The sequence below is a fragment of the Arthrobacter sp. B1805 genome (assembly GCF_002929745.1).
GTDB lineage: Bacteria > Actinomycetota > Actinomycetes > Actinomycetales > Micrococcaceae > Arthrobacter_D.
Map to the genome: position 1 here is coordinate 215340 of NZ_PJIQ01000001.1, position 19544 is coordinate 234883.

General features: G+C 67.2%; 22 protein-coding genes and 1 riboswitch. Of the genes, 13 read left to right on the forward strand and 9 right to left on the reverse strand.

Annotated features, from left to right (window positions below):
* Window positions 1–79: 79 nt before the first annotated feature.
* Window positions 80–943: an aldo/keto reductase gene (locus CXQ96_RS01120; protein WP_104116187.1), complete on the reverse strand. Its 864-nt coding sequence runs from the start codon at window positions 941–943 to the stop codon at window positions 80–82.
* A 159-nt stretch (window positions 944–1102) separates the two neighbouring features.
* On the opposite strand from CXQ96_RS01120, the gene CXQ96_RS01125 reads away from it, so the two are divergent.
* From CXQ96_RS01125 to CXQ96_RS01135, 3 genes are all read left to right on the forward strand, one after another.
* A complete protein-coding gene (locus CXQ96_RS01125; RefSeq protein WP_104116188.1) occupies window positions 1103–1762 on the forward strand; it encodes a histidine phosphatase family protein in 660 nt (219 codons plus the stop codon).
* Window positions 1763–1862: 100 nt separating this feature from the next.
* Window positions 1863–3128, forward strand: coding sequence for an alpha-hydroxy acid oxidase (locus CXQ96_RS01130; RefSeq protein ID WP_104116189.1), 1266 nt, complete (start codon window positions 1863–1865; stop codon window positions 3126–3128).
* Between the two features lie 156 nt (window positions 3129–3284).
* The gene (locus CXQ96_RS01135) at window positions 3285–4481 is read left to right on the forward strand and encodes a TerC family protein (RefSeq protein WP_104116190.1); all 1197 of its coding nucleotides are present in this window, start codon (window positions 3285–3287) and stop codon (window positions 4479–4481) included.
* On the opposite strand, the gene CXQ96_RS01140 is transcribed toward CXQ96_RS01135, so the two are convergent.
* The 4 genes from CXQ96_RS01140 to CXQ96_RS01155 form a co-directional block, all read right to left on the reverse strand.
* Entirely contained in the window at window positions 4478–4999 is a 522-nt protein-coding gene (locus CXQ96_RS01140; RefSeq protein WP_104116191.1) for a hypothetical protein, read from the reverse strand. The genes CXQ96_RS01135 and CXQ96_RS01140 overlap by 4 nt on opposite strands.
* A gap of 215 nt (window positions 5000–5214) precedes the next feature.
* Entirely contained in the window at window positions 5215–5529 is a 315-nt protein-coding gene (locus tag CXQ96_RS01145) for a multidrug efflux SMR transporter (protein ID WP_104116192.1), read from the reverse strand.
* A 10-nt stretch (window positions 5530–5539) separates the two neighbouring features.
* A riboswitch (guanidine-III (ykkC-III) riboswitch) is annotated at window positions 5540–5607 on the reverse strand.
* Window positions 5608–5655: 48 nt separating this feature from the next.
* On the reverse strand, window positions 5656–7293 hold the full coding sequence (locus CXQ96_RS01150; protein WP_104116193.1) for an ABC-F family ATP-binding cassette domain-containing protein: 1638 nt from the start codon (window positions 7291–7293) through the stop codon (window positions 5656–5658).
* Between the two features lie 39 nt (window positions 7294–7332).
* A complete protein-coding gene (locus CXQ96_RS01155; RefSeq protein ID WP_104116194.1) occupies window positions 7333–7554 on the reverse strand; it encodes a hypothetical protein in 222 nt (73 codons plus the stop codon).
* A gap of 183 nt (window positions 7555–7737) precedes the next feature.
* Between CXQ96_RS01155 and CXQ96_RS01160 the strand changes: the two genes are divergently transcribed.
* The 8 genes from CXQ96_RS01160 (at window position 7738) to CXQ96_RS01195 (ending at window position 15117) form a co-directional block, all read left to right on the forward strand.
* Window positions 7738–9057: a M20 family metallopeptidase gene (locus tag CXQ96_RS01160; RefSeq protein WP_104116195.1), complete on the forward strand. Its 1320-nt coding sequence runs from the start codon at window positions 7738–7740 to the stop codon at window positions 9055–9057.
* Between the two features lie 68 nt (window positions 9058–9125).
* Window positions 9126–10697, forward strand: a complete 1572-nt coding sequence (locus CXQ96_RS01165) for an AbgT family transporter (protein ID WP_104116196.1) — start codon at window positions 9126–9128, stop codon at window positions 10695–10697.
* A 112-nt stretch (window positions 10698–10809) separates the two neighbouring features.
* Window positions 10810–11058: a hypothetical protein gene (locus tag CXQ96_RS01170; protein ID WP_104116197.1), complete on the forward strand. Its 249-nt coding sequence runs from the start codon at window positions 10810–10812 to the stop codon at window positions 11056–11058.
* 96 nt (window positions 11059–11154) lie between these two features.
* Window positions 11155–12102 (forward strand): RimK family alpha-L-glutamate ligase, encoded by a 948-nt coding sequence (locus CXQ96_RS01175; RefSeq protein ID WP_104116198.1) that lies wholly within the window; start codon window positions 11155–11157, stop codon window positions 12100–12102.
* 102 nt (window positions 12103–12204) lie between these two features.
* Window positions 12205–13062 carry a phosphatidylinositol-specific phospholipase C/glycerophosphodiester phosphodiesterase family protein gene (locus tag CXQ96_RS01180; RefSeq protein ID WP_258058713.1) on the forward strand — a complete coding sequence of 286 codons (858 nt, stop codon included), beginning with the start codon at window positions 12205–12207 and terminating at the stop codon, window positions 13060–13062.
* A 71-nt stretch (window positions 13063–13133) separates the two neighbouring features.
* Window positions 13134–13556, forward strand: coding sequence for a ChaB family protein (locus tag CXQ96_RS01185; protein WP_104116199.1), 423 nt, complete (start codon window positions 13134–13136; stop codon window positions 13554–13556).
* A 103-nt stretch (window positions 13557–13659) separates the two neighbouring features.
* The gene (locus CXQ96_RS01190; protein WP_104116200.1) at window positions 13660–14715 is read left to right on the forward strand and encodes an iron-siderophore ABC transporter substrate-binding protein; all 1056 of its coding nucleotides are present in this window, start codon (window positions 13660–13662) and stop codon (window positions 14713–14715) included.
* 60 nt (window positions 14716–14775) lie between these two features.
* A complete protein-coding gene (locus CXQ96_RS01195) occupies window positions 14776–15117 on the forward strand; it encodes a PRC-barrel domain-containing protein (protein WP_146070786.1) in 342 nt (113 codons plus the stop codon).
* Between the two features lie 70 nt (window positions 15118–15187).
* Here CXQ96_RS01195 and CXQ96_RS01200 read toward each other — a convergent pair whose 3' ends face one another.
* Window positions 15188–15433: a DUF6480 family protein gene (locus CXQ96_RS01200; protein ID WP_104116465.1), complete on the reverse strand. Its 246-nt coding sequence runs from the start codon at window positions 15431–15433 to the stop codon at window positions 15188–15190.
* 122 nt (window positions 15434–15555) lie between these two features.
* Window positions 15556–15906: a hypothetical protein gene (locus CXQ96_RS01205; RefSeq protein WP_104116202.1), complete on the reverse strand. Its 351-nt coding sequence runs from the start codon at window positions 15904–15906 to the stop codon at window positions 15556–15558.
* A gap of 102 nt (window positions 15907–16008) precedes the next feature.
* On the opposite strand from CXQ96_RS01205, the gene CXQ96_RS01210 reads away from it, so the two are divergent.
* Window positions 16009–16992 carry a bile acid:sodium symporter family protein gene (locus CXQ96_RS01210; RefSeq protein ID WP_104116203.1) on the forward strand — a complete coding sequence of 328 codons (984 nt, stop codon included), beginning with the start codon at window positions 16009–16011 and terminating at the stop codon, window positions 16990–16992.
* A 45-nt stretch (window positions 16993–17037) separates the two neighbouring features.
* Here the strand turns inward: CXQ96_RS01210 and CXQ96_RS01215 are convergent, their stop codons facing one another.
* Window positions 17038–17358, reverse strand: coding sequence for a hypothetical protein (locus CXQ96_RS01215; protein WP_104116204.1), 321 nt, complete (start codon window positions 17356–17358; stop codon window positions 17038–17040).
* Window positions 17359–17555: 197 nt separating this feature from the next.
* On the opposite strand from CXQ96_RS01215, the gene CXQ96_RS01220 reads away from it, so the two are divergent.
* Window positions 17556–18152, forward strand: coding sequence for a nitroreductase family protein (locus CXQ96_RS01220; RefSeq protein ID WP_104116205.1), 597 nt, complete (start codon window positions 17556–17558; stop codon window positions 18150–18152).
* A 3-nt stretch (window positions 18153–18155) separates the two neighbouring features.
* On the opposite strand, the gene CXQ96_RS01225 is transcribed toward CXQ96_RS01220, so the two are convergent.
* Window positions 18156–19526: an NAD(P)/FAD-dependent oxidoreductase gene (locus CXQ96_RS01225; protein WP_104116206.1), complete on the reverse strand. Its 1371-nt coding sequence runs from the start codon at window positions 19524–19526 to the stop codon at window positions 18156–18158.
* Window positions 19527–19544: the final 18 nt, after the last annotated feature.

Genomic DNA, 19544 nt, shown 5'->3' on the forward strand with positions numbered 1-19544 from the left:
GGCCCGAGCATGGACGGACGTCCGCGCTCCGGGAAGGAGTGCGGACGTCCGTCGCAGGTGATGCGGCGCCGGCAGTGCGCTATTCGGTGCGCGAGAGCGTCTCGACCTCGTCCGCCGAGAGCACGAGCTCCGAGGCCTGGGCCGAGTCCTGGATGCTCTCCGGCCGTGATGCCCCGGGGATCGGGATGACCGTCGGCGCGAGGGCCAGTTCCCACGCCAGGCACACCTGCTGGGGGCTGACTCCGTGCTTGTCGGCGATCTCCTGGAACGGCGTGTACTGCTCGCCGAGGCCGCCTGCTTTCTTGATGCCGCCGAGCGGGCTCCATGGCAGGAAGGCGATGTTGTTCTCCCCGCAGTACCTGAGTTCGTCCTCGCTGGAACGGAAGGCGGGGGAGAACTGGTTCTGCACGGACACCAGCTTGCCGCCGAGGATCTCGTTGGCCTTCATGATCTGGTGCACGGTGGCATTGGAGATGCCCGCCATACGGATGACGCCCTCGTCGAGCAGCTCCTTCAGCGCACCGATCGAGTCCTCGTACGGAACCTCGGGGTCCGGCCGGTGGTACTGGTACAGATCGATCGCGTCGCCGCCGAGTCGCTTGAGGGACGCCTTCGCCGCTTCCTTCAGGTATTCCGGACGGCCGTTTTGCGTCCACGAGCCGTCACCGGGGCGCAGGTGCCCGCCCTTGGTCGCCACGAGGACGCCGGAGCTGTCGGAGCCGTAGCTCGCGAGGGCCTTCGCGATGAGGGATTCGTTGTGGCCTACCTCGTCCGCGTCGCGGTGGTACGCGTCCGCAGTGTCTATCAGGGTGACGCCGGCATCGAGCGCGGCGTGGATAGTGCGAACGGAACGGTCCTCGTCGGGACGTCCCTCGATGGACATGGGCATTCCGCCCAGGCCGAGGGCGCTGACCGGGGTACCGCCGAGCGAGCGTTGCTGCATAGTCGTTCTCCTTTGGATAGACGTGCCACTGACATCGTAAGCATGCTTCGGACCTACACGCGAGCGGACCGCGACGCGAGCGGACCGCGACGCGAGCTGAAGCGAAGAACCTCGCCGTTGCGCGGCACCGGGGCGGCCTGGGCACCGTAGGGTCGGTCCATGAGATTGCTGCTGATCCGCCATGGCCAGACGCCGAACAATGCCGCGCGTTCGCTGGATACGGCATTCCCTGGAGCCGGTCTGACCCGCCTCGGAGAACAGCAGGCCGAAGCAGTGCCGGTGGCGCTGAAGGACCAGCAGATTACAGCCGTCTACGCCTCACCCCTCATCCGTACGCAGCTGACCGCACGTCCGCTGGCATCGTCGCTCGGCCTGGACATCCGCATCGTCCCGGGCCTGGAGGAGGTGGGCGCAGGCGCGCTGGAGATGCTCAACGACGCCGAGTCGGTTGCAGCTTACGCGGAGTGCGTGGTCGGGTGGATGGAGGGCGACCTCGACAGGCGCATGCCCGGAGGCGCGACCGGGCGCGAGTTCCTCGATCGCTACGACCGCGCTGTCCAGCAGATTGCGGGTAACCACGGCCCGGGCGATCGTGTGGCGGTGTTCTCACACGGTGCGGCGATCAGGACGTACACGGCCGTCTCGACGGGGATGGATCCGACCGCCGTGCGGAACCTGACCATCCAGAACACCGGGATGAGCGTCCTGGCAGAGGATGCGTGGTCCCGGTGGACGCTGGAGTGCTGGCATGCCGAGCCGCTGGGTGGATCGGGACTCTCGTCCGTCCTGCAGAATGATGGCACGGGAGTGGCGCCGTGAGCGCGCGACCGGGGCTGCGGATGTAGCCTGCGGGGAATTCTTATGAAACGATTCAAGCTGTGCAGTGCCGCACCCATCGTGAGATTGAAAGGACGTTTCAGTGACCAAGCGCCAACTTCCCGTTCCGGCGGAGATGCTCGAGCTGATGCAGTTCAAGAAGTTCGAGTTCAATGGCAAGAAACGTCGGCTGGACTCGGCGCTCACGATCGCGGACCTGCGGACGATCGCCAAGCGCCGGACCCCCAAGGCTGCCTTCGACTACACGGACGGCGCAGCGGAAGGAGAACTGTCCCTGACGCGCGCCCGCCAGGCGTTCGAGGACATAGAGTTCCACCCATCGATCCTCCGGCCGGCCGAGCACGTCGACACATCGGTCGAGATCCTCGGTGGGCCCAGTGCCCTTCCCTTCGGCATTGCTCCGACCGGGTTCACCCGGCTCATGCAGACCGAGGGTGAGACGGCCGGCGCGTCCGCGGCCGCTGCCGCGGGCATCCCGTTCACTCTGTCCACCCTCGGCACGACCTCGATCGAGGGCGTGAAAGCTGCGAATCCGACCGGGAGAAACTGGTTCCAGCTCTACGTGATGCGGCAGCGGGAGATTTCCTACGAACTCGTCAAGCGTGCCGGCGAAGCCGGATTCGACACCCTCATGTTCACCGTCGACACCCCCGTAGCTGGCGCCCGCCTGCGCGACAAGCGCAACGGCTTCTCCATCCCGCCGCAGCTGTCGATCGGCACGATCCTCAATGCCGTCCCGCGGCCCTGGTGGTGGGTCGACTTCCTCACCACACCGAAGCTGGAGTTCGCGTCCCTGACCGACACCGGCGGAACCGTCGGCGACCTGCTGAACGCCGCGATGGACCCGACGATCAGCTATGACGACCTCGCCGTCATCCGCGACCTGTGGCCCGGCAAGATCGTGATCAAGGGGGTGCAGAACGTCGAGGACTCCGTTCGTCTCGTCGACATGGGCGTCGACGGCATCATCCTGTCCAACCATGGCGGCCGTCAGCTCGACCGCGCGCCCATCCCCTTCCACCTCCTGCCGCAGGTCATCCGCGAGGTCGGCTCGGACGCGACGATCATGGTCGATACGGGGATCATGAACGGCGCGGACATCGTCGCCTGCATGGCCCTCGGCGCGAAGTTCACCCTCATCGGCCGCGCCTACCTCTACGGGCTCATGGCCGGCGGACGCGAAGGCGTCGATAAGACCATAGCCATCCTGCGCGACGAGATCGAGCGCACCATGCGCCTGCTCGGCGTCTCCCACCTCGGTGAGCTCGAGCCCAGGCACGTCACGCAACTCACCCGCCTCGTACCAGTGGCCCAGTCTCAGGACGGAGTCCCCGCCCACGCAGGGTGATGGGAACGAGGCCCGAACCACGGTGTGACCCTGCCGGGATGCAGCACGGGAACCATTGCGGTGGAGAGCGGGTTGCCCGAGTGTAGAAGGAGCAGACAACCGAATACCTGAGGACAACGGCACTGCGTCAGCGAGACCCTTGAGGAGACCTGCAGCATGGAGGTACCGCTTTTCGTCTGGATCGCCACCGTGGTCGGCATCGTCGGACTGCTGGTGTTCGACTTCTTCTTCCATGTCCGCAAGGCGCACACTCCCAGCCTCCGCGAGTCCGCCGTCTGGTCCTCGATCTACGTCGGCATCGCGCTGCTGTTCGGCGTCGGAGTGCTGGTCGCCGGAGGGCCGACCATGGGCACCGAGTACTTCGCCGGCTACATCACCGAGAAGGCGCTCTCGGTCGACAACCTCTTCGTGTTCCTCATCATCATGTCCAGCTTCAGGGTGCCGCGTGCGGACCAGCAGAAAGTGCTCCTGTTCGGCATCGTCTTCTCGCTCATCGCGCGCACGGGATTCATCTTCCTCGGCGCTGCGCTGATCAACAGCTTCGCCTGGGTGTTCTACATCTTCGGCCTGATCCTCCTCATCACCGCCGGGAACCTGCTCAAGCCCGGCGGTCATGACGATGACAGCGAGAGCCTTGTCATCCGCCTGGCGAAGCGTTTCCTTCCGGCATCGGAGCACTACGACGGCGACAAGCTCTTCACCGTCGAGAACGGCAAGCGGGTCCTCACCCCGATGCTGCTCGTCATGGTGGCCATCGGTGCCACGGACATCCTGTTCGCCCTCGACTCGATCCCGGCCATTTTCGGCCTGACCCAGAACACGTTCATCGTGTTCACCGCGACGGCGTTCTCGCTCATGGGCCTGCGTCAGCTGTTCTTCCTGATCGACGGGCTGCTGGACCGTCTGATCTACCTCTCCTACGGCCTGGCCGTGATCCTCGGCTTCATCGGCGTGAAGCTGATCCTGCACGCCCTGCACGAGAACAACCTGCCCTTCATCAACGACGGCGAACACGTGAAAGTGGTCGAGATCAGCACCGGGCTATCGCTGACCGTCATCCTCGGTGTGCTCGTAGTGACCGTCCTGGCCTCGGTCCTGAGTCCGAAGGGCAAGGCGAAGAATGCCATCTCCGGGGCCAAGCGCCACGCCGCGGAGTACCTGGACCTGAACTACGAGACCGACATCACGGAGCGCGAGAAGATCTTCGCGAAGCTCTGCGCCGAGGAGGCGGATCTCAGGACGCTCCCCGAGAAGTACAAGCGGCTGATCCGCAACGAGACGGAGTTCATGGAGATGATCCGGAAGGCGCACGCCGAGCACGACCAGGCACTCGAGCGGGAGCCCGGGCGCTAGCGCTGGTTCCGCTCGCCCGAGAACATGCGCCCGATGATCCCGCTGTCGAGAATCTCACCCAGGAGCTCCGCGTGGGCTCCCGGGGGGAGCGGTACGCCGGGTCGGCCGGCCAGGGCGCGGACATCCAGTTCGGAGAGGAAGCGTGAGCCGAACGTCCCCGCCCCGTGGGGTTCGACGAGGTCTTCGGCCGGGATCCGGACCGGCCGGGCCCCGTTGAAACCCTCCTGGCCGTTGCCGGCTTCGTGGTCCGTGCCGAACGATCCGGCCCGTTCCTCTGTCCAGGAGTAGGGCGCACGGCAGAACATCGCGTCCTCGGAGGTGCACAGGTCATCGATGAGTTCGTTGACTGCCTGTGAAACGAGGTCGGCGTCCTCGGGGTCGAGCCCGTAGAGGCCGCACAGGTAGGCATCGAGTTCGAAATAGTCGGTGAGGCCGCCCATGTTGCAATAGTGCATCCATGTCTCGTAGGCCGTCAGTCCGGCGAATTCCATCGCCGTCCGGGTCTCGTCGTACTGCATTGTGCCCAACTCCTCGTCGCGGCCCCCAACTGGGCCTCCCTCAATACTCGCGAACGCACCTCAACTGAACGGCCTGTGCACGCTCAGTTTTGGCGCAAGGTCGCCGAACATCCTCAACGAGGGGCGAGGGGCGAGGGGCGAGGGGCGGTCAGGAGCGGGGACGGTCCTGACGCGAGGCTTCGGGAGTACAGAGCCGCGGGAGCAGGAAGCCGCGGTCAGTGAACGAGCTTGAGCCCTATGACGCCGCCTACGATCATGAGCAGGAACAGTATCTTGAGCAGGGACGCAGGCTCGGTGCCGGTCGCCATCGCGTAGATCACCGTCAGCGACGCGCCGATCCCCACCCAGACGGCGTAGGCCGTTCCGGTGGGCAGTGTTCGCATGGCGTACGCGAGGCCTGCCATGCTGGCGATGATCGCAACGGCGAACACCAGGGTCGGCGCCACCTTGCTGAAACCCTCGGACTTGCCGAGCGCTGTCGCCCAGACAGCTTCCAGGACTCCCGAGACAACGAGGACTATCCAGGCCATGACTCACTCCCATGGGCCGTCTTGTCGCACACCGGGTACGGCACCCCTCGTCCGGGAGACGGATGAATCCGCCTCACATCCATGGTTGCACAGGCGGCGGACCGCCCTGCCCGGTGCACCTTTCTCCTAGTCGACGACCACCGTTCCGCCGTCCACCTGCCAGCGCGCGTCGAGGCGGACGTTCTGGAGCAGCCTGCGATCATGCGTGACGAGCAGCAGCGCGCCTGAGTAGGACTCGAGGGCATCCTCGAGTTGCTCGATCGCGGGAAGGTCCAGGTGGTTGGTCGGCTCGTCGAGCACGAGGAGGTTCACGCCACGCGCCTGGAGGAGCGCGAGCCCCGCCCTGGTCCGCTCGCCGGGGGACAGTGCACCGACTGCGGCCCGCACCTGGTCGGCCTTCAACCCGAACTTCGCGAGCAGCGTACGCACCTCCCCCTGTGTCATATCCGGCACGAGGGCCTCGAAGGCGGCACCGAGCGGACTGGCGTCGTCCAGTTGACCACGCGCCTGGTCGATCTCGCCGACCGCGACGCTCGATCCGAGGGCGGCGGCGCCGTCGTCCGGTTGCTGGTGACCCAGCAGGAGGCGCAGGAGCGTCGACTTGCCGGCCCCGTTGGGGCCGGTGATCCCGATGCGCTCGCCCGCGTTGACCTGCAGCGAGACCGGCCCGAGGGTGAAGCTGCCCTGGGTGACCGATGCATTGTTCAGGGTGGCGACGACGGAACTGGATCGCGGTGCCGACCCGATGGTGAACTGGAGCTGCCATTCCTTGCGCGGTTCCTCCACCTCGTCCAGCCGCGCGATGCGGGACTCCATCTGGCGCACCTTCTGGGCCTGTTTCTCCGATGACTCCATGCTCGCCCTGCGCCGGATCTTGTCGTTGTCCGGGCTCTTCTTCATCGCGTTGCGCACGCCTTGGGAGCTCCACTCGCGTTGTGTCCGGGCCCGCCCCACGAGATCCTGCTTCTTCTCCGCGTACTCCTCGTAGGCCTCGCGCGCATGCCGGCGCGCCACGGCGCGTTCTTCCAGGTACGCGTCGTAGCCGCCGTCGTACACGGCCACCTTGTTCTGGGCGAGGTCCAGTTCGACGACGGTGGTGACGCACCGCGCGAGGAACTCCCGATCATGGGATACGAGGACGACGCCGCCGCGCAGGTTCTGGATGAACGATTCGAGGCGCTCGAGCCCGGCGAGGTCGAGGTCGTTGGTCGGTTCGTCCAGGAGCACGACGTCGAACCGGCTCAACAGCAGTGCGGCGAGCGCGACCCGCGCGAGTTGTCCGCCCGAGAGGGCAGTCGTCGGGGTCGCCGGGTCGATCGCGCCCGCGACGTCGGCCAGTACTGCCGGCATGCGGTCCTCGAGGTCGACCGCGCCGGACGCCATCCAGTGGTCGAGGGCCGCAGCGTAGGCGTCATCGGCACCCTTGGTTCCGCTGCCGAGTGCGGCGGCAGCGGCCTCCATCGCTTCCGTCGCCGCCGCCGTGCCCGTGCGCCGCCCGATGTAGGTGGAGACCGTCTCACCCTCGACGCGCTCGTGCTCCTGCGGCAACCAGCCCACGAAGGCGTCGGCGGGAGTCGTGCGCACGGTGCCGGCCAGCGGGGTGTCTGTTCCTGCGAGCAGGCGCAGGAGGGTGGTCTTCCCAGCGCCGTTCGCTCCTACCACCCCGACGACGTCGCCGGGCGCGACGGTGAGATCGAGCTTCGAGAAGAGGGTGCGGTGGGCGTGGCCCCCGGACAGGTCCTTCGCCACGAGGGTTGCAGTCATTCCTCCAGTCTAGAAGGGGCCCGGCTCCGCCGGTCCGGCTCAGGCGCTGATCTGCCAGATGCTGTATTCGTCGAGGTGCAGGATGGCCCGGTGCCCGGCCATATCGTCACGGACCCAGACGACGCCGAGCCCGGGAGCGGTGTCCTCGACGCAGCCGCGGTAGTGCACCTCGTTCTTGCGTCGTGCTTCCACGACTGTTCCGGCGCTGAGGGTGCCCAGGTCGAGCACACGGGCGGTGCTGGGGACTGCGATGGTGGTCATGGGGTGCTCCTGAATCTTCACGGTCCGTCCCGGTGCGGGTGAGGGGCGGCTGTCTCCATGATTCAGAAGCGGTATTGCCGGGGTATTTCCGGCAGGTTATCTTTCCGGGACCCGAGGCGCAGTGTTACCCAGCATGTACGTGAGGGACTGCCCAGCCTGCTGATCGTTGCCTAAGCTACTCGAATGAGCCAACCCACCGAGCCGGACCGGGCGTATCTCCAGTCGATCGATGCGCTGACGAGAAGGCTCCTCGCCGAGTCCGTTCCGGATCCTTCGCCGTTCGACGGCGCGCCGACCGCCGTGTCGGAGGAGGTGGAACAGGGCATCGACGCCGTCGCGGAGCAACTGCGGCACGTGGTCCAGCAGTTGCACGCCCACCCGGAGACCGCGTTCCAGGAGCACCGCAGCGCAATGCTCCTGCACCAGGAGATCGCGCGCCACGGCATCGACGCACGGCTCGGCGGGTACGGCGTCGGAACGTCGGTCCGCGCGGAGGTGGGCAGTGGGGACCGGGGTCCGACCATCGCGATCCTCGCCGAGTACGACGCCCTGCCCGAGATCGGCCACGCCTGCGGCCACAACGTCATCGCCGCAGCAGCCCTCGGCGCGTTCCTGGCCCTCGCCGGGGTGGCTGACCGCCTGCCCGGTCGCGTCGTCCTCCTCGGTACGCCCGCCGAAGAAGGACACTCCGGCAAGGAGGTCATGGCCCGCCACGGGGCTTTCGACGACGTCGACTCCGCCATCATGGTGCACCCCTACGGCTACGACCTCGCCGATCAGGTCTGGCTCGGTCGGCGGTTGCTGACCATCACGTTCACCGGCGTGGAGGCACACGCCTCGGCGCAACCCTTCATGGGCCGTAACGCGCTCGATGCCGCAAATCTCGCCTACCAGGCCATCGGCCTGCTGCGCCAGCAGTTACCGCCGTCGGACCGGGTGCACACGAACATCACGGAGGGTGGGCAGAGCCCGAACATCATCCCGGGCCGCGCGGTCCTGAAGCTCTACGCGCGCTCGCAGCAGCCTGCCACCCTCAAGGACCTCAGCAGGCGCCTCGAGGACGTGGCCCGGGGGGCGGCCCTGATGACGGGAACGGGCGTGGAGCTGCAGTGGGACGAGCATCCGCCGTCGCTCCCTATCCGCACGAACAACGCGTTGACCGGTCGCTGGGTCGCCGCCCAGCAACGGCGCGGACGCTCTCCGCTTCCGCTCGGCGTCGTCTCCGAGACCCTCGCCGCGTCCACCGACTTCGGGAACGTCAGCTACCGCGTCCCGGGGATCCACCCGCTCATCCGCATCGCCGAACCCTCGACGGCGCTGCACACGCGCGGTTTCGCGGAGGCAGCAGCCAGCGTGGCAGCCGAGCAGGGCGCGCTGGACGGCGCCGTCGGGCTGGCCCTGACTGCGCTCGACTACCTGTTCGACGCGTCCCTGCGCGCCGCGGTGCACGCGGAGTTCGAGGAGCAGGGCGGCGCCATCGACGTGCCGTCCTACTTCGACTGATCCGGCGGTCGCCACCGGTTGTTCCGACCGGGCGCAGCGCCCGCACCACCGACAGCCAAGGAGAAAGCATGTCATCCACCGCAGCGACCCGACCGGGACTGACCGACCGGTTCCTCACGGGCGTGGAAAGGGTCGGCAACAAGCTGCCCGATCCGTTCATGCTCTTCCTGATCCTCTTCGGCATCACGGCCGTGGTCACCACGGGGATGGCGCTCGCCGGGGTGACGGTGCAGGTGCCGGGAGCGGAGGAGATGACGGTCATCAAGGGCCTGTTCACCGGGGAGGGCATGACCTGGCTGACCGCCAACATCGGCGCGAACTATCTCGGGTTCCCGCCCCTTGCCACAGTGCTGCCGATCCTGCTCGCGGTCGGAGTGGCGGAGAAGTCGGGTCTGCTCGGTGCCCTCATCCGGCGCGTCTTCGGATCCGCCCCGCGCTGGGCACTGCCGTACGCCGTCGGTTTCGTGGGTGTCGTCGGATCGGTGATGTCCGACTCCGCCTTCGTCATCATCCCGCCGCTCGCGGCGCTCGTGTTCAAGGCTGCCGGACGCCACCCGGTCGCCGGACTGCTCGGCGGCTTCGCGGCGGCCGGGGCCGGCTATTCGACGAATCTCCTCGTCACGAGTCTCGATGCCCTGTTCGCCGGGATCACGACGGCGGTCACGGAGAACCTTCCCAATGCCGGCGCCCCTGTCACTCCGCTGTCCAACTACTACTTCAACATCGCGTCCTCGGTGGTGCTGATCCTGATCGCCGGATTCATCATCGATCGGGTGCTCGAACCCCGCCTCGCCCGGCAGAACGTCCCGGTCGACGAGATCGTTGAGGACGGCGATCACGCGGCGGCGCCCGTGGTGCTGAAGGCCGAGCTTGAGCCCCGGGAGGCGAGAGGGCTGAAGTGGTCGATGATCGTCGGCGCGGTCGTCGCGCTGGTGATCCTCGTCGCGGTGATCGTGCCGGATTCGCCCTGGCGGAACGAGACCGGTGGTTTCCTGCCGCGCTCGCCGCTGCTGAGCTCGATCGTGTTCATCGTGTTCCTGCTCTTCACCATTCCCGGGCTGGTGTACGGGCGGATCGTCGGGACCATCACCACCGGCCGCGATGTCCCCCGTGTCATGGGCGAGGCGATCAAGGACATGGCGGGATTCCTCGTGCTCGCGTTCATCCTCGGCCAGTTCATCGCCCTCTTCAACTGGTCCGGGATCGGGTCGTGGATCGCCGTGGCAGGGGCGTCGGGGCTCAGCGCCATCGGGCTGACGGGATATCCGGCCGTCATCGCCTTCATCCTCCTCGCATCGGTGCTGAACCTGTTCATCATCTCGGGCTCTTCGATGTGGACTCTCATGGCGTCGGTCTTCGTACCGTTGTTCGCGCTCCTCGGCTACGAGCCGGCCTTCATCCAGGGCGCCTTCCGAGTGGGGGACTCCGCCACGCAGGTCATCACGCCGCTGAACCCGTACATGATCGTGCTGCTGACGATGCTGCGGAAGTACGAGCCGGAGGCGGGCCTCGGCACGCTCATGGCGCGCATGCTGCCGTTCGTGGTGCCCTTCTGGCTGGCCTGGGTCGCGATCCTGACGGTGTTCTTCTACCTCGACCTGCCGATGGGCCCGGGCAACGACATCTTCATACAGGACTGACCGGCACGGGGGAGGGGCCGGCAGAGCGTCGGATGTCCCGGACGGAGGGGCGCAGGGCCATGAGAAGTGGGATCTCGTGGGTTGAAGGCCAGGTCCGACAGGAGGAGGGGCAGTGGAGGACGACGCGCACGACGATCAGGGCATCCCGCGGCACCTCCTGGCGGAAGCTGCAGGGCGCCGATGGTTGCTGAAGCTGATCCGTGTGTTCGCGATCGCCGTTTTCGCCCTGTCGATGGCCTTCGTCCTCGTGTACGGCACGAGCCTGCCCTGGCTGCCGGCCCTGTTCATCAGCGGAGTGCTCGCGGCCGCTCAGGTCTACGCCCTGCTGCGCACTCTGTTCCGGGGTGACGGGAGAACCTGACGGATGGACAGCTGATCGGGGAGATGCGGACGGAATAGGTGCCCGGGTACACGGGTTATCCCAGAAGCCCCTGCTCCCTGACGGAAGGATCTATCCGTGACGACGGTCTACGCCCTGCACGAGAACCCCGAGTGGTTTCCTCCGTTCGCCCGTGCCTTCGAGGCGGAAGGCGTGGAGGTGGTCGAGTGGCTGCTCACGGACGGCGTATTGGACCTCGATTCGGTCCCGCCGGAAGGCGTCTTCTGGTCACGCATCAGCGCCTCGGCCCACACGCGGGACCACGGACTCTCCAAGGACTACGCACGATCGGTGCTGTCCTGGCTCGAAGCCCATGGACGCCGTACCGTCAACGGACGCCGCGTCCTCGAGCTCGAGATGAGCAAGGTGGACCAGCTCACCGCCCTGCGTGCGGCGGGTATCGAAACCCCGCGCACCGTTGCCGCCGTCGGGCGGAACCGCATCCTCGAAGCGGCCCAGGGCTTCGACGTGCCGCTCATCCTGAAGCACAACCAGGGCGGGAAAGGTCTCGGCGTGCGCAAGTTAGACTCGCACCAGGAGCTCGCGGAGTACGTGGCGTCGAGTGAGTTCGAGGAGCCGGCGGACGGCATCACGCTCGTGCAGGAATTCATCCAGGCTGCGGAACCCTTCATCACCCGGGCGGAGCTCGTGGGCGGGCGCTTCGTCTATGCCATCAAGGCCGACACCGCGCGTGGCGGCTTCCAGCTGTGCCCGGCGGATGCGTGCGCGATCGACCCGGAGACGGGGAGGCCGATCATGCCGCCGGGCGCCACCATCCCGCCCGAGCCTGACCAGCAGCTCTTCAGCCTCCGCGAGGGATTCGACCACCCGGTCATCGCCCGGTTCGAGGAGTTCGCCCGGCGCAACGACCTGGAGGTCTGCGGCATCGAGTTCATCGAGACGGCGGACGGCAGGGTGCTGACCTACGACGTCAATACCAACACCAACTACAACGCCGCCGTCGAGGCCGTGGCCCCGACGTCCGCCCCCAGGGAGCTGGTCCGGTACCTGAAGACCCTCGGCTGACGCGGCGGGACCGGCGGTGCTGTTCATCGGAGGGTCAACCGCCGTCGGTCTGCTGATCACCTCCGCTTCCTAGCGTGGGTGCGTCCACGCACCCGAAGGAAGTTGAGCCATGACCCTCGCACGTCCCATCGCCGTCCTGCTCGCGGGCTCCGCACTCGCGATCTCCACGGCCCTGCCGGCAGCTGCCGCTCCGTACGGGACGACGTCGTCCTCGGCGAGCCGCACGCGGCGGCCCACGCGCACAACGACTACGAGCACGACCGACCGCTGTACGACGCCCTCGAGCACGGCTTCACAAGTGTCGAGGCCGACGTGTGGCTCGTGGACGGCGAGCTCCTGGTGGCCCACGACCTCGAGGACGTGGTGCCGGGGGTGACGCTCGAGAGTCTCTACCTCGATCCGCTCGATGATCTCGTCCGTGGCCGGGGAGGCAGCGTCTACCCGGGGTGGAGCGGCGAGTTCCAGCTCCTCGTGGATATCAAGGGTGACGCCGAGCAGACCTGGTCCGCCATCGAGAGCGAGCTGGGCGAGCACCGCCCCATGCTCAGCCGCTTCAGCAATGGCAAGGTCAAGCAGGGCGCCGTGAGCGTGGTCATCAGTGGCAACCGCCCCCTCGCCACCATGGCTGCCGCCCAGCAGCGGCTCAGCTTCTACGACGGCCGTGCCACCGATCTCGGTTCCCCGCTCCCGTCGAGCCTCATGCCCCTGATCAGCAACAACTGGACCCAGCTCTTCTCCTGGCAGGGCGTCGGGGAGATGCCGGCGGGGGAGCGTGCGAAGCTGCGGGCCTATGTCGCCACTGCGCATGAGCAGGGCGCCCGCGTCCGTTTCTGGGCTACGCCGGATCGTCCGGGAGCGGCCCGCGACGCCGTCTGGACCGAACTGGCCGACGCCGGGGTGGACCACATCAACACGGACGATCTGCCGGCGCTCGAGGCATTTCTCTCCGCCCGCGGCTGACAGCTACGCGGTAGCGTGCTGGTACAGGCCGGCCCGTGTGGCGGGCTCGAGTTCTCCGAGAGGATGCAGGGATGTCCCGTTTCACGAAGGACGGCAAGGTCAAGCCGGACGCGCTACCGAGCACGCTGCAGCGCTCCGACGAGAAGGCTCAGGACACTTTCGCGGCGACGCTCGACGCCGCCGAGGAGCAGTACGGCGACGGCGAGCGGGCGCGGCGCACTGCCTTCGCGTCGCTGAAGCACGGTTTCGAGAAGGTGGGCGACCACTGGGAGCCGAAGGAGAAGAAGGGGCCCTCGGACGAGCAGGCCGCACGAGACAGCGCGGAAGCGCGGCCGACAGCGGGTGGGGTGGATGCCAATGCCTCGAAGCAGCACCTCTACGACCTCGCGAAGAAACTCGACGTCAAGGGCCGCTCCGGCATGTCCAAGGACGAGCTGGTCGACGCACTGCAGAAGGCGAACGAGCGGGAGACGCGCAGGGCACGCAAGCAGTAGCTATTACGCTACGAAAGTATTTCGTAATAGCCGGCGGCTTAGGCTAGCCTTACTTCTACCCCGTCCACGGCCTCCTGGGAGGCCACAGAAGCCAAGGAGCCTCATGGCCCCCTCACGCCTGCGCAGCTTGATCGCCGCTGCCGCCGTCGCCGTTCTGTCCCTCTCCGCGTGCTCCACCGGCCCTGCCGGCAGCGGCGCCGAGTCCACGAGCGGTAGCAGCGCCTCCGCCGATGCCGGGGCTTTCCCCGTGACGATCGGGCACGCCTTCGGTGAGACCACCCTCACCGAGAAGCCGGAGCGAGTGGCAACGGTCTCGTGGGTCAATGCAGATGTGTCCCTCGCCCTCGGCGTCGTGCCCGTCGGCATGCCGGCCGACAGCTATGGCGGCAACGAGAACCAGTCGACCCCCTGGAAGGACGCGAAGCTCGAGGAGCTGGGCGCCGCCATCGGGACCGAGAATGCACCCGTGCAGTACTCCGAGACCGACGGCATCGCGTTCGACGACATCGCCGCCACGGATCCCGATGTCATCCTCGCCGCGTACTCGGGGCTGTCGCAGGAGGACTACGACACACTGAGCAAGATCGCCCCGGTCGTCGCCTATCCTGAGGTCGCCTACGGCACCGCCTGGCAGGACTCCACCCGCATCATCGGTGAGGCCCTGGGTCTGTCCGACGACGCCGAACAGCTCGTCACCGAGACCGAGCAGGCGATCGCCGACGCAGCCGCCGAGTACCCGCAACTCGAAGACAAGACCTTCATCTACGGCAACCTCGAACCGGCCAGTGCCGAAGGCGTGAGCGTCTACACGGCCAACGACAACCGTCCCCGGTTCCTGACCGAGCTCGGCATGGTGCAGGCCGACGTCGTCACCGAGAACACGAAGGGCTCGGAAGAGTTCTTCATTCCGTGGTCGGCCGAGCGCGCCAACGAGCTCGACTCCGACATCTTCGTCACCTGGGTTCCGGATGCGGGCACCAAGGAGGCCATCGCCGGTGATCCGCTGCTCAGCCAGATCCCGGCCGTCAAGAGCGGCGCACTCGTCGCGGACAGCGACAACACCCTGACGCTCTCCATCTCCGCGGCCAACCCGTTGAGCCTGGTCTGGGCGCTGGACCGCTTCCTGCCGATGCTCGGTGAGGCCGCGGACAAGGCCTGACGAACAGCTGCCGATTGCCCTTCGACCGTATCTCGGTTGGAATGGTGGAAGAACCGACTCGTGAAGGGAACCTCGATGGTCCAGGCGGAAATTAACAAGCTCCAGGATGCAACGGCCTGGGACAGCAAGGGCAAGAAGCTCGGCGACGTCAATGACGTACACCTCGAGAAGGAGTCCGGCGTCCCTGCGTGGGTGACTGTGTCACTCGGGCTGCTGAACTCCCGCAAGCACTACGTGCCGCTGGCGAATTCGCGCTTCGAGGGTGACGCTCTCTACCTCGCATGGACGAAGGACCAGATCGTCGGTGCGCCGAGCGCCGCCAGCAGCGTGGAACTCTCTCCGGAGGAGGAGTCCGCGCTGGTCGACTACTACAGCCTGCGGGATGACGCAGTGTCGTCCTAGCCGGCACGCAGGTACAGGAAGAGCCCCCACCCGCCGACGGCGGATGGGGGCTCTTCCTGTCGGCCTGCGCCTAGAACAGATCGATGATGCCGACGATGTAGCCGACGATGTAGAGCAGTACCAGCAGGACGACGATGCCGATGATCGTGATCCACAGGGCCTGACGTCCCTTCGACGGGGTCTCCTCGTCCGCATGGCCCTGCTGCTGCCAGGCGGTGCTGGACTCGGCAGGCGGAGTCTCGCCCGGGGGCACTCCGCCGCCGGGCTCGAGGCCGGTGATGTGGCTCTCGACAGGATCAGGATTCCCTGCGTTCAAGGGGTCCGGGCGTTCACTCATGCTGTCCTCCACGGGTTGACCGACGGTTCGGTCTCACCCTACCCCGCACAAGGTAAGCGTGCTTACTTATCCTTCCTCCGGGTGGGGGTTGCGCCTCGGGTCTACTGGCCCACGCCCGCAGTGCTTCCGCCTGTCGGGTCGAACCGTTGACCTGCCGTGCTGTGCGACAGCCCGCCCTTGTCCGGTTCGGAGCCTTCCTGATCGGCACCGTCCGTCAATGCGCCCTGTTCTCGCGGCGTCCAGGACATCGTGATGTTGACGCCGTGTTCCGTGTCCTCCACGAAGAGGTGGAGGTCCTCACCGATGAGCGCCTCATGGTGGACGGTATCGCCTGCCTCTCTCGCCATGTCCGTGAGCCGGCAGATGGCAACCGCCATCGCCCGGCCCCAATCGTGCGGATGCTTGCTCGTCGACTCCTCGGTAGCGGTGAACTTCTTGTCGGTCGTCGCCATCGTCATACCTGCCCTTGAAGAGGAACTAAGTACCCTTGCCTTTCGGGTGACTGCAATGGTAGCAGTGGGTCATATCCGGGAGCAGGTGGTATTGGGTTAACGATGAGCACACAGAATCACCGCCCCCGGACCGCAGAAGAGCGCAGTGCGAGGATCGCGGTGACCCTGTTCCCGCTCCTGATCCTCGCCGGGGGAGTCGCGGCGGTCCTCACACCCGGCACCTTCACGGGACTCGGAGCGCTGGTCAACCCCCTGCTGGGCGTCATCATGTTCGGGATGGGACTGACGCTCACGCCAGTGGACTTCGCCTTGATCGGGAAGCGACCGATTCCGGTGGTCATCGGGGTCGTGGCCCAGTACATGATCATGCCGCTACTGGGGTGGGGTGTCTCGACGGCCCTCGGACTTCCGCCGGCGCTCGCGGCGGGGGTGATCCTCGTCGGGTGCTGTCCGGGTGGGACCGCCTCCAACGTGGTTTCTTACCTTGCCCGGGGAGATGTGGCACTTTCCGTGGCCATGACGTCGGTGTCCACGATCCTCGCGCCCTTCCTGACGCCACTGCTCACCCTGTGGCTCGCGGGCCGGTACATGCCCGTCGATGCCGCTGCCATCGGCCTGTCGATCCTCCAGATCGTCCTGATCCCGGTCCTCGTCGGCCTTGCCGTCCGGTACTTCCTGCCTCGCCTGGTGGAGCGGCTGCTGCCCGCGCTGCCGTGGATCTCGGTGGCCGCGATCACGGTGGTGGTGATCGCCGTGGTCTCCGGCAGCGCCGGCATCATCTTCTCGGCCGGGCTGCTGGTGTTCGCGGCCGTGGTCCTGCACAACGGATTGGGCTACGCGCTCGGCTATGGGGCCGCGCGCCTGTTCGGTCTGCCTACTGCGGCCAGGAGGACGACGGCGATCGAGGTGGGCATGCAGAACTCCGGTCTCGCGGCCGGACTCGCCCGTACGTACCTGACTCCCGAGGCGGCGCTGCCGGGCGCGATCTTCTCTGTCTGGCACAACCTGTCCGGAGCCGCGATCGCCGCCTATTGGCGCCGTCGCGACGATCGTGCGGTTGTTTCCGAGGAGCTGGGCCGGCGCTGACGAGGATCGCTGTTCCTGCAGCGGACGGACGGCGGACTGCGCCCGTCAACCCTCCACGGGGCGGACGCTGAGCAGGCGCCATTCCTCACGCCGGGTGTCGAAGGCGATCCTGAACTCCAGGACGGGCGAGACGGGACCGGTCTGTGCCGTGAACAGCCAGGCGGACGGCGTCGTGCCCGGCGCGTGGGCGGCCTCCGTCCAGGCTCCGGGGCCACCCGGTGACGGAACGGATTCTCCGAAGGCCTGCCAGATGCTGCCGTGCCAGCGGAGGGCGAGGGGCCTCCCGGACGGCGTGAAACGGATTGTGGCAGGTTCGTCGAGGAGCCGGCGCCCTGCATGATCTGCATCGGTGGCCTGTACTGTCATGCCCGCTGCCCTTCCCTCCGATTGCTGCTCACCACCAACAATAGAACATAGTTCCTATTAGTGGGCGTACGGATGCATCCGATGGACTGGGCCTGGATGCCGAGTGCTCCTCGGGAATGGCCCTGCGGATTCTGTTGTTGCAGGCACCGAGGCTCAACGGTGCGCCGAGTATCCGCATCGAGCACAGGAGTATTCCCATGTCACTCATTCCTTCCATGACGACCACCCGCAGTGCGGAGACCCGCGTGCCGATCATGCCCGAGCTGGCCGATCGCTGGAGCCCGCGGTCCTTCGATCCCGAGGCGACGATCACCGACGACCAGCTCGATGCACTGCTGGAAGCTGCGCGCTGGGCGCCGTCCGCCATCAACCTCCAGCCCCGCCGGTTCATCGTCGCCCGTCGCGGTACCCGCGAGTTCGACACGATCGTCGCGGCCCTCGTGGGGTTCAACGCGGCCTGGGCCCACAACGCCTCGGCCCTGATCGTCGGGATCGCCGAGACGTCCTCCGTCGAAGGTGACGTGCGCCCCTACGCGGAGTACGACCTCGGCCAGGCCGTGGCCCACCTGACCATCCAGGCGGAGGCGGAGGGCTTGGCGACGCACCAGATGGCGGGTGTCGAATGGGGCGAGATCGTGGCCGCGTTCGACCTCGACGAGAACCTCAAGCCCCTGACGATCACCGCGGTGGGCACCGCCGATGAGGCCGACAAGCTTCCCGAGGCCCTGGCCGAGCGGGAGACCGCGCCGCGTACGCGTCTTCCGCTGGAAGAACTGGTGCTGGTCCGCAGCTGAGCCCTAGCTGCGGAGGGCGGCGCGGGCGGCGTGTCCGATGACAGCGCTGTAGGTGGGGTAGGCGAACTTCACGCGCGCGAGGGTCGCGAGGTCCGTCCCCGCCGCCATGGCCGACGCGACGGCCGTGACCACCTCGACGGCGTTCTCGCCGACAGCGTGGGCTCCGAGGATCAGTTCGCGACGCCGGTCGATCACGAGTTTCAGGAAGCCCTGCTCGCGGTCGTCGATGATCGGACGCTCGACGGCCGCGTAGGGCACCGTGACCGCATGGCACTCGGCGTCGCGCTCCCGGGCCTTGGCCTCGGTCAGTCCGACGCCGGCATAGTCCGGATCCGTGAAGCCGCCCTCGGGCAGGAGATGGTGCGGGGTGGTGCGTGTGGCTCCCAGCACCGCGTTCTCGGCGGCGGTCTCGCCCTCGAAGACGGCTGCCTGTACCAGCATGCTGCTGCCGTTGGCGTCACCTGCCACGAAGATGTGCGGCACGTTCGACCTCAGGTACTCGTCCACCGGGATGAAGGACCTCGCCGCCTGGACGCCCGCCGCATCCAGCCCCAGGCCGGCGAGGTTGGCGGGCCACCCCGCGGCCATGATGACGGCGTCAACCCGCCGCGACCGGGGTTCGCCGTCACGCGTCCACGCCAGCGCGAGCCCCTCACCGTCCCTGCGGATGGCCTCGATGCCGCCGATGGCGGTCTCCACCTGGACGCCCTTGCCGGTGAAGCTGGCCGTGACGGCGGCAGCGACGTCGTCGTCCTCGGTCATCAGGATGCGTGGGGCGAGGTCGAGCAGCAGGACCTCGGACCCCAGCGCGTCGAAGATCGTGGTCATCTGGGCGCCTGTGTGCCCGCCGCCGATAATCGCCACCGTGCCCGGCAGACTCTCGAGGCCCAGGACCTCGTGGGGTAGCACGGCGTGCTCGGCGCCCTCGATGGGGAGGCGCCGCCCGCTGCCACCGATGCAGAGGATGATGGTCGCCGCCGTGATCTCGCTCCCGTCCACGACGACGGTGTGCTCGCCCGTGAGCTCGGCGTCGCCCTCGATCAGTTCGATGTCGAGGCGCTCCATGGTGGGTCCGTACCCCTTCGCGTCGAGGACGCGCGCCACCGTCGCCCGGACACGCTGCACCGTCTTGTTCCAGTCCACCGAGGGCTCGTCCACCACGATGCCGTAGTCATAGGCGGTGCGGACCTCGCGGAAGAGGCGCGCGGTCTTCGCCAGCACGCGGGTGGGAACGCACCCCGAGTTCACGCAGGTCCCGCCGAGTGCTGAGCGTTCGACGACAGCCGTGCGTGCGCCGAGCTCGGCTGCGCGCGTGGCAGCGGCCATGCCGGCGGGTCCGCCACCGATGACGAGGACGTCGAACGCGTAGTCCATGGGGAAGCTCCTTCTATC

Excerpts from the sequence above, each read along its gene's own strand:
- CXQ96_RS01150 (WP_104116193.1), bottom strand. The coding sequence starts at position 7,293 with ATGACTGCAACCCTCGTGGCGAAGGACCTGTCCGGGGGCCACGCCCAC.
- CXQ96_RS01220 (WP_104116205.1), top strand. The coding sequence starts at position 17,556 with ATGTCACTCATTCCTTCCATGACGACCACCCGCAGTGCGGAGACCCGC.
- CXQ96_RS01210 (WP_104116203.1), top strand. The coding sequence starts at position 16,009 with ATGAGCACACAGAATCACCGCCCCCGGACCGCAGAAGAGCGCAGTGCG.
- CXQ96_RS01190 (WP_104116200.1), top strand. The coding sequence starts at position 13,660 with ATGGCCCCCTCACGCCTGCGCAGCTTGATCGCCGCTGCCGCCGTCGCC.
- CXQ96_RS01155 (WP_104116194.1), bottom strand. The coding sequence starts at position 7,554 with ATGACCACCATCGCAGTCCCCAGCACCGCCCGTGTGCTCGACCTGGGC.
- CXQ96_RS01165 (WP_104116196.1), top strand. The coding sequence starts at position 9,126 with ATGTCATCCACCGCAGCGACCCGACCGGGACTGACCGACCGGTTCCTC.
- CXQ96_RS01160 (WP_104116195.1), top strand. The coding sequence starts at position 7,738 with ATGAGCCAACCCACCGAGCCGGACCGGGCGTATCTCCAGTCGATCGAT.
- CXQ96_RS01120 (WP_104116187.1), bottom strand. The coding sequence starts at position 943 with ATGCAGCAACGCTCGCTCGGCGGTACCCCGGTCAGCGCCCTCGGCCTG.
- CXQ96_RS01140 (WP_104116191.1), bottom strand. The coding sequence starts at position 4,999 with ATGCAGTACGACGAGACCCGGACGGCGATGGAATTCGCCGGACTGACG.
- CXQ96_RS01205 (WP_104116202.1), bottom strand. The coding sequence starts at position 15,906 with ATGGCGACGACCGACAAGAAGTTCACCGCTACCGAGGAGTCGACGAGC.
- CXQ96_RS01125 (WP_104116188.1), top strand. The coding sequence starts at position 1,103 with ATGAGATTGCTGCTGATCCGCCATGGCCAGACGCCGAACAATGCCGCG.
- CXQ96_RS01215 (WP_104116204.1), bottom strand. The coding sequence starts at position 17,358 with ATGACAGTACAGGCCACCGATGCAGATCATGCAGGGCGCCGGCTCCTC.
- CXQ96_RS01135 (WP_104116190.1), top strand. The coding sequence starts at position 3,285 with ATGGAGGTACCGCTTTTCGTCTGGATCGCCACCGTGGTCGGCATCGTC.
- CXQ96_RS01185 (WP_104116199.1), top strand. The coding sequence starts at position 13,134 with ATGTCCCGTTTCACGAAGGACGGCAAGGTCAAGCCGGACGCGCTACCG.
- CXQ96_RS01145 (WP_104116192.1), bottom strand. The coding sequence starts at position 5,529 with ATGGCCTGGATAGTCCTCGTTGTCTCGGGAGTCCTGGAAGCTGTCTGG.
- CXQ96_RS01225 (WP_104116206.1), bottom strand. The coding sequence starts at position 19,526 with ATGGACTACGCGTTCGACGTCCTCGTCATCGGTGGCGGACCCGCCGGC.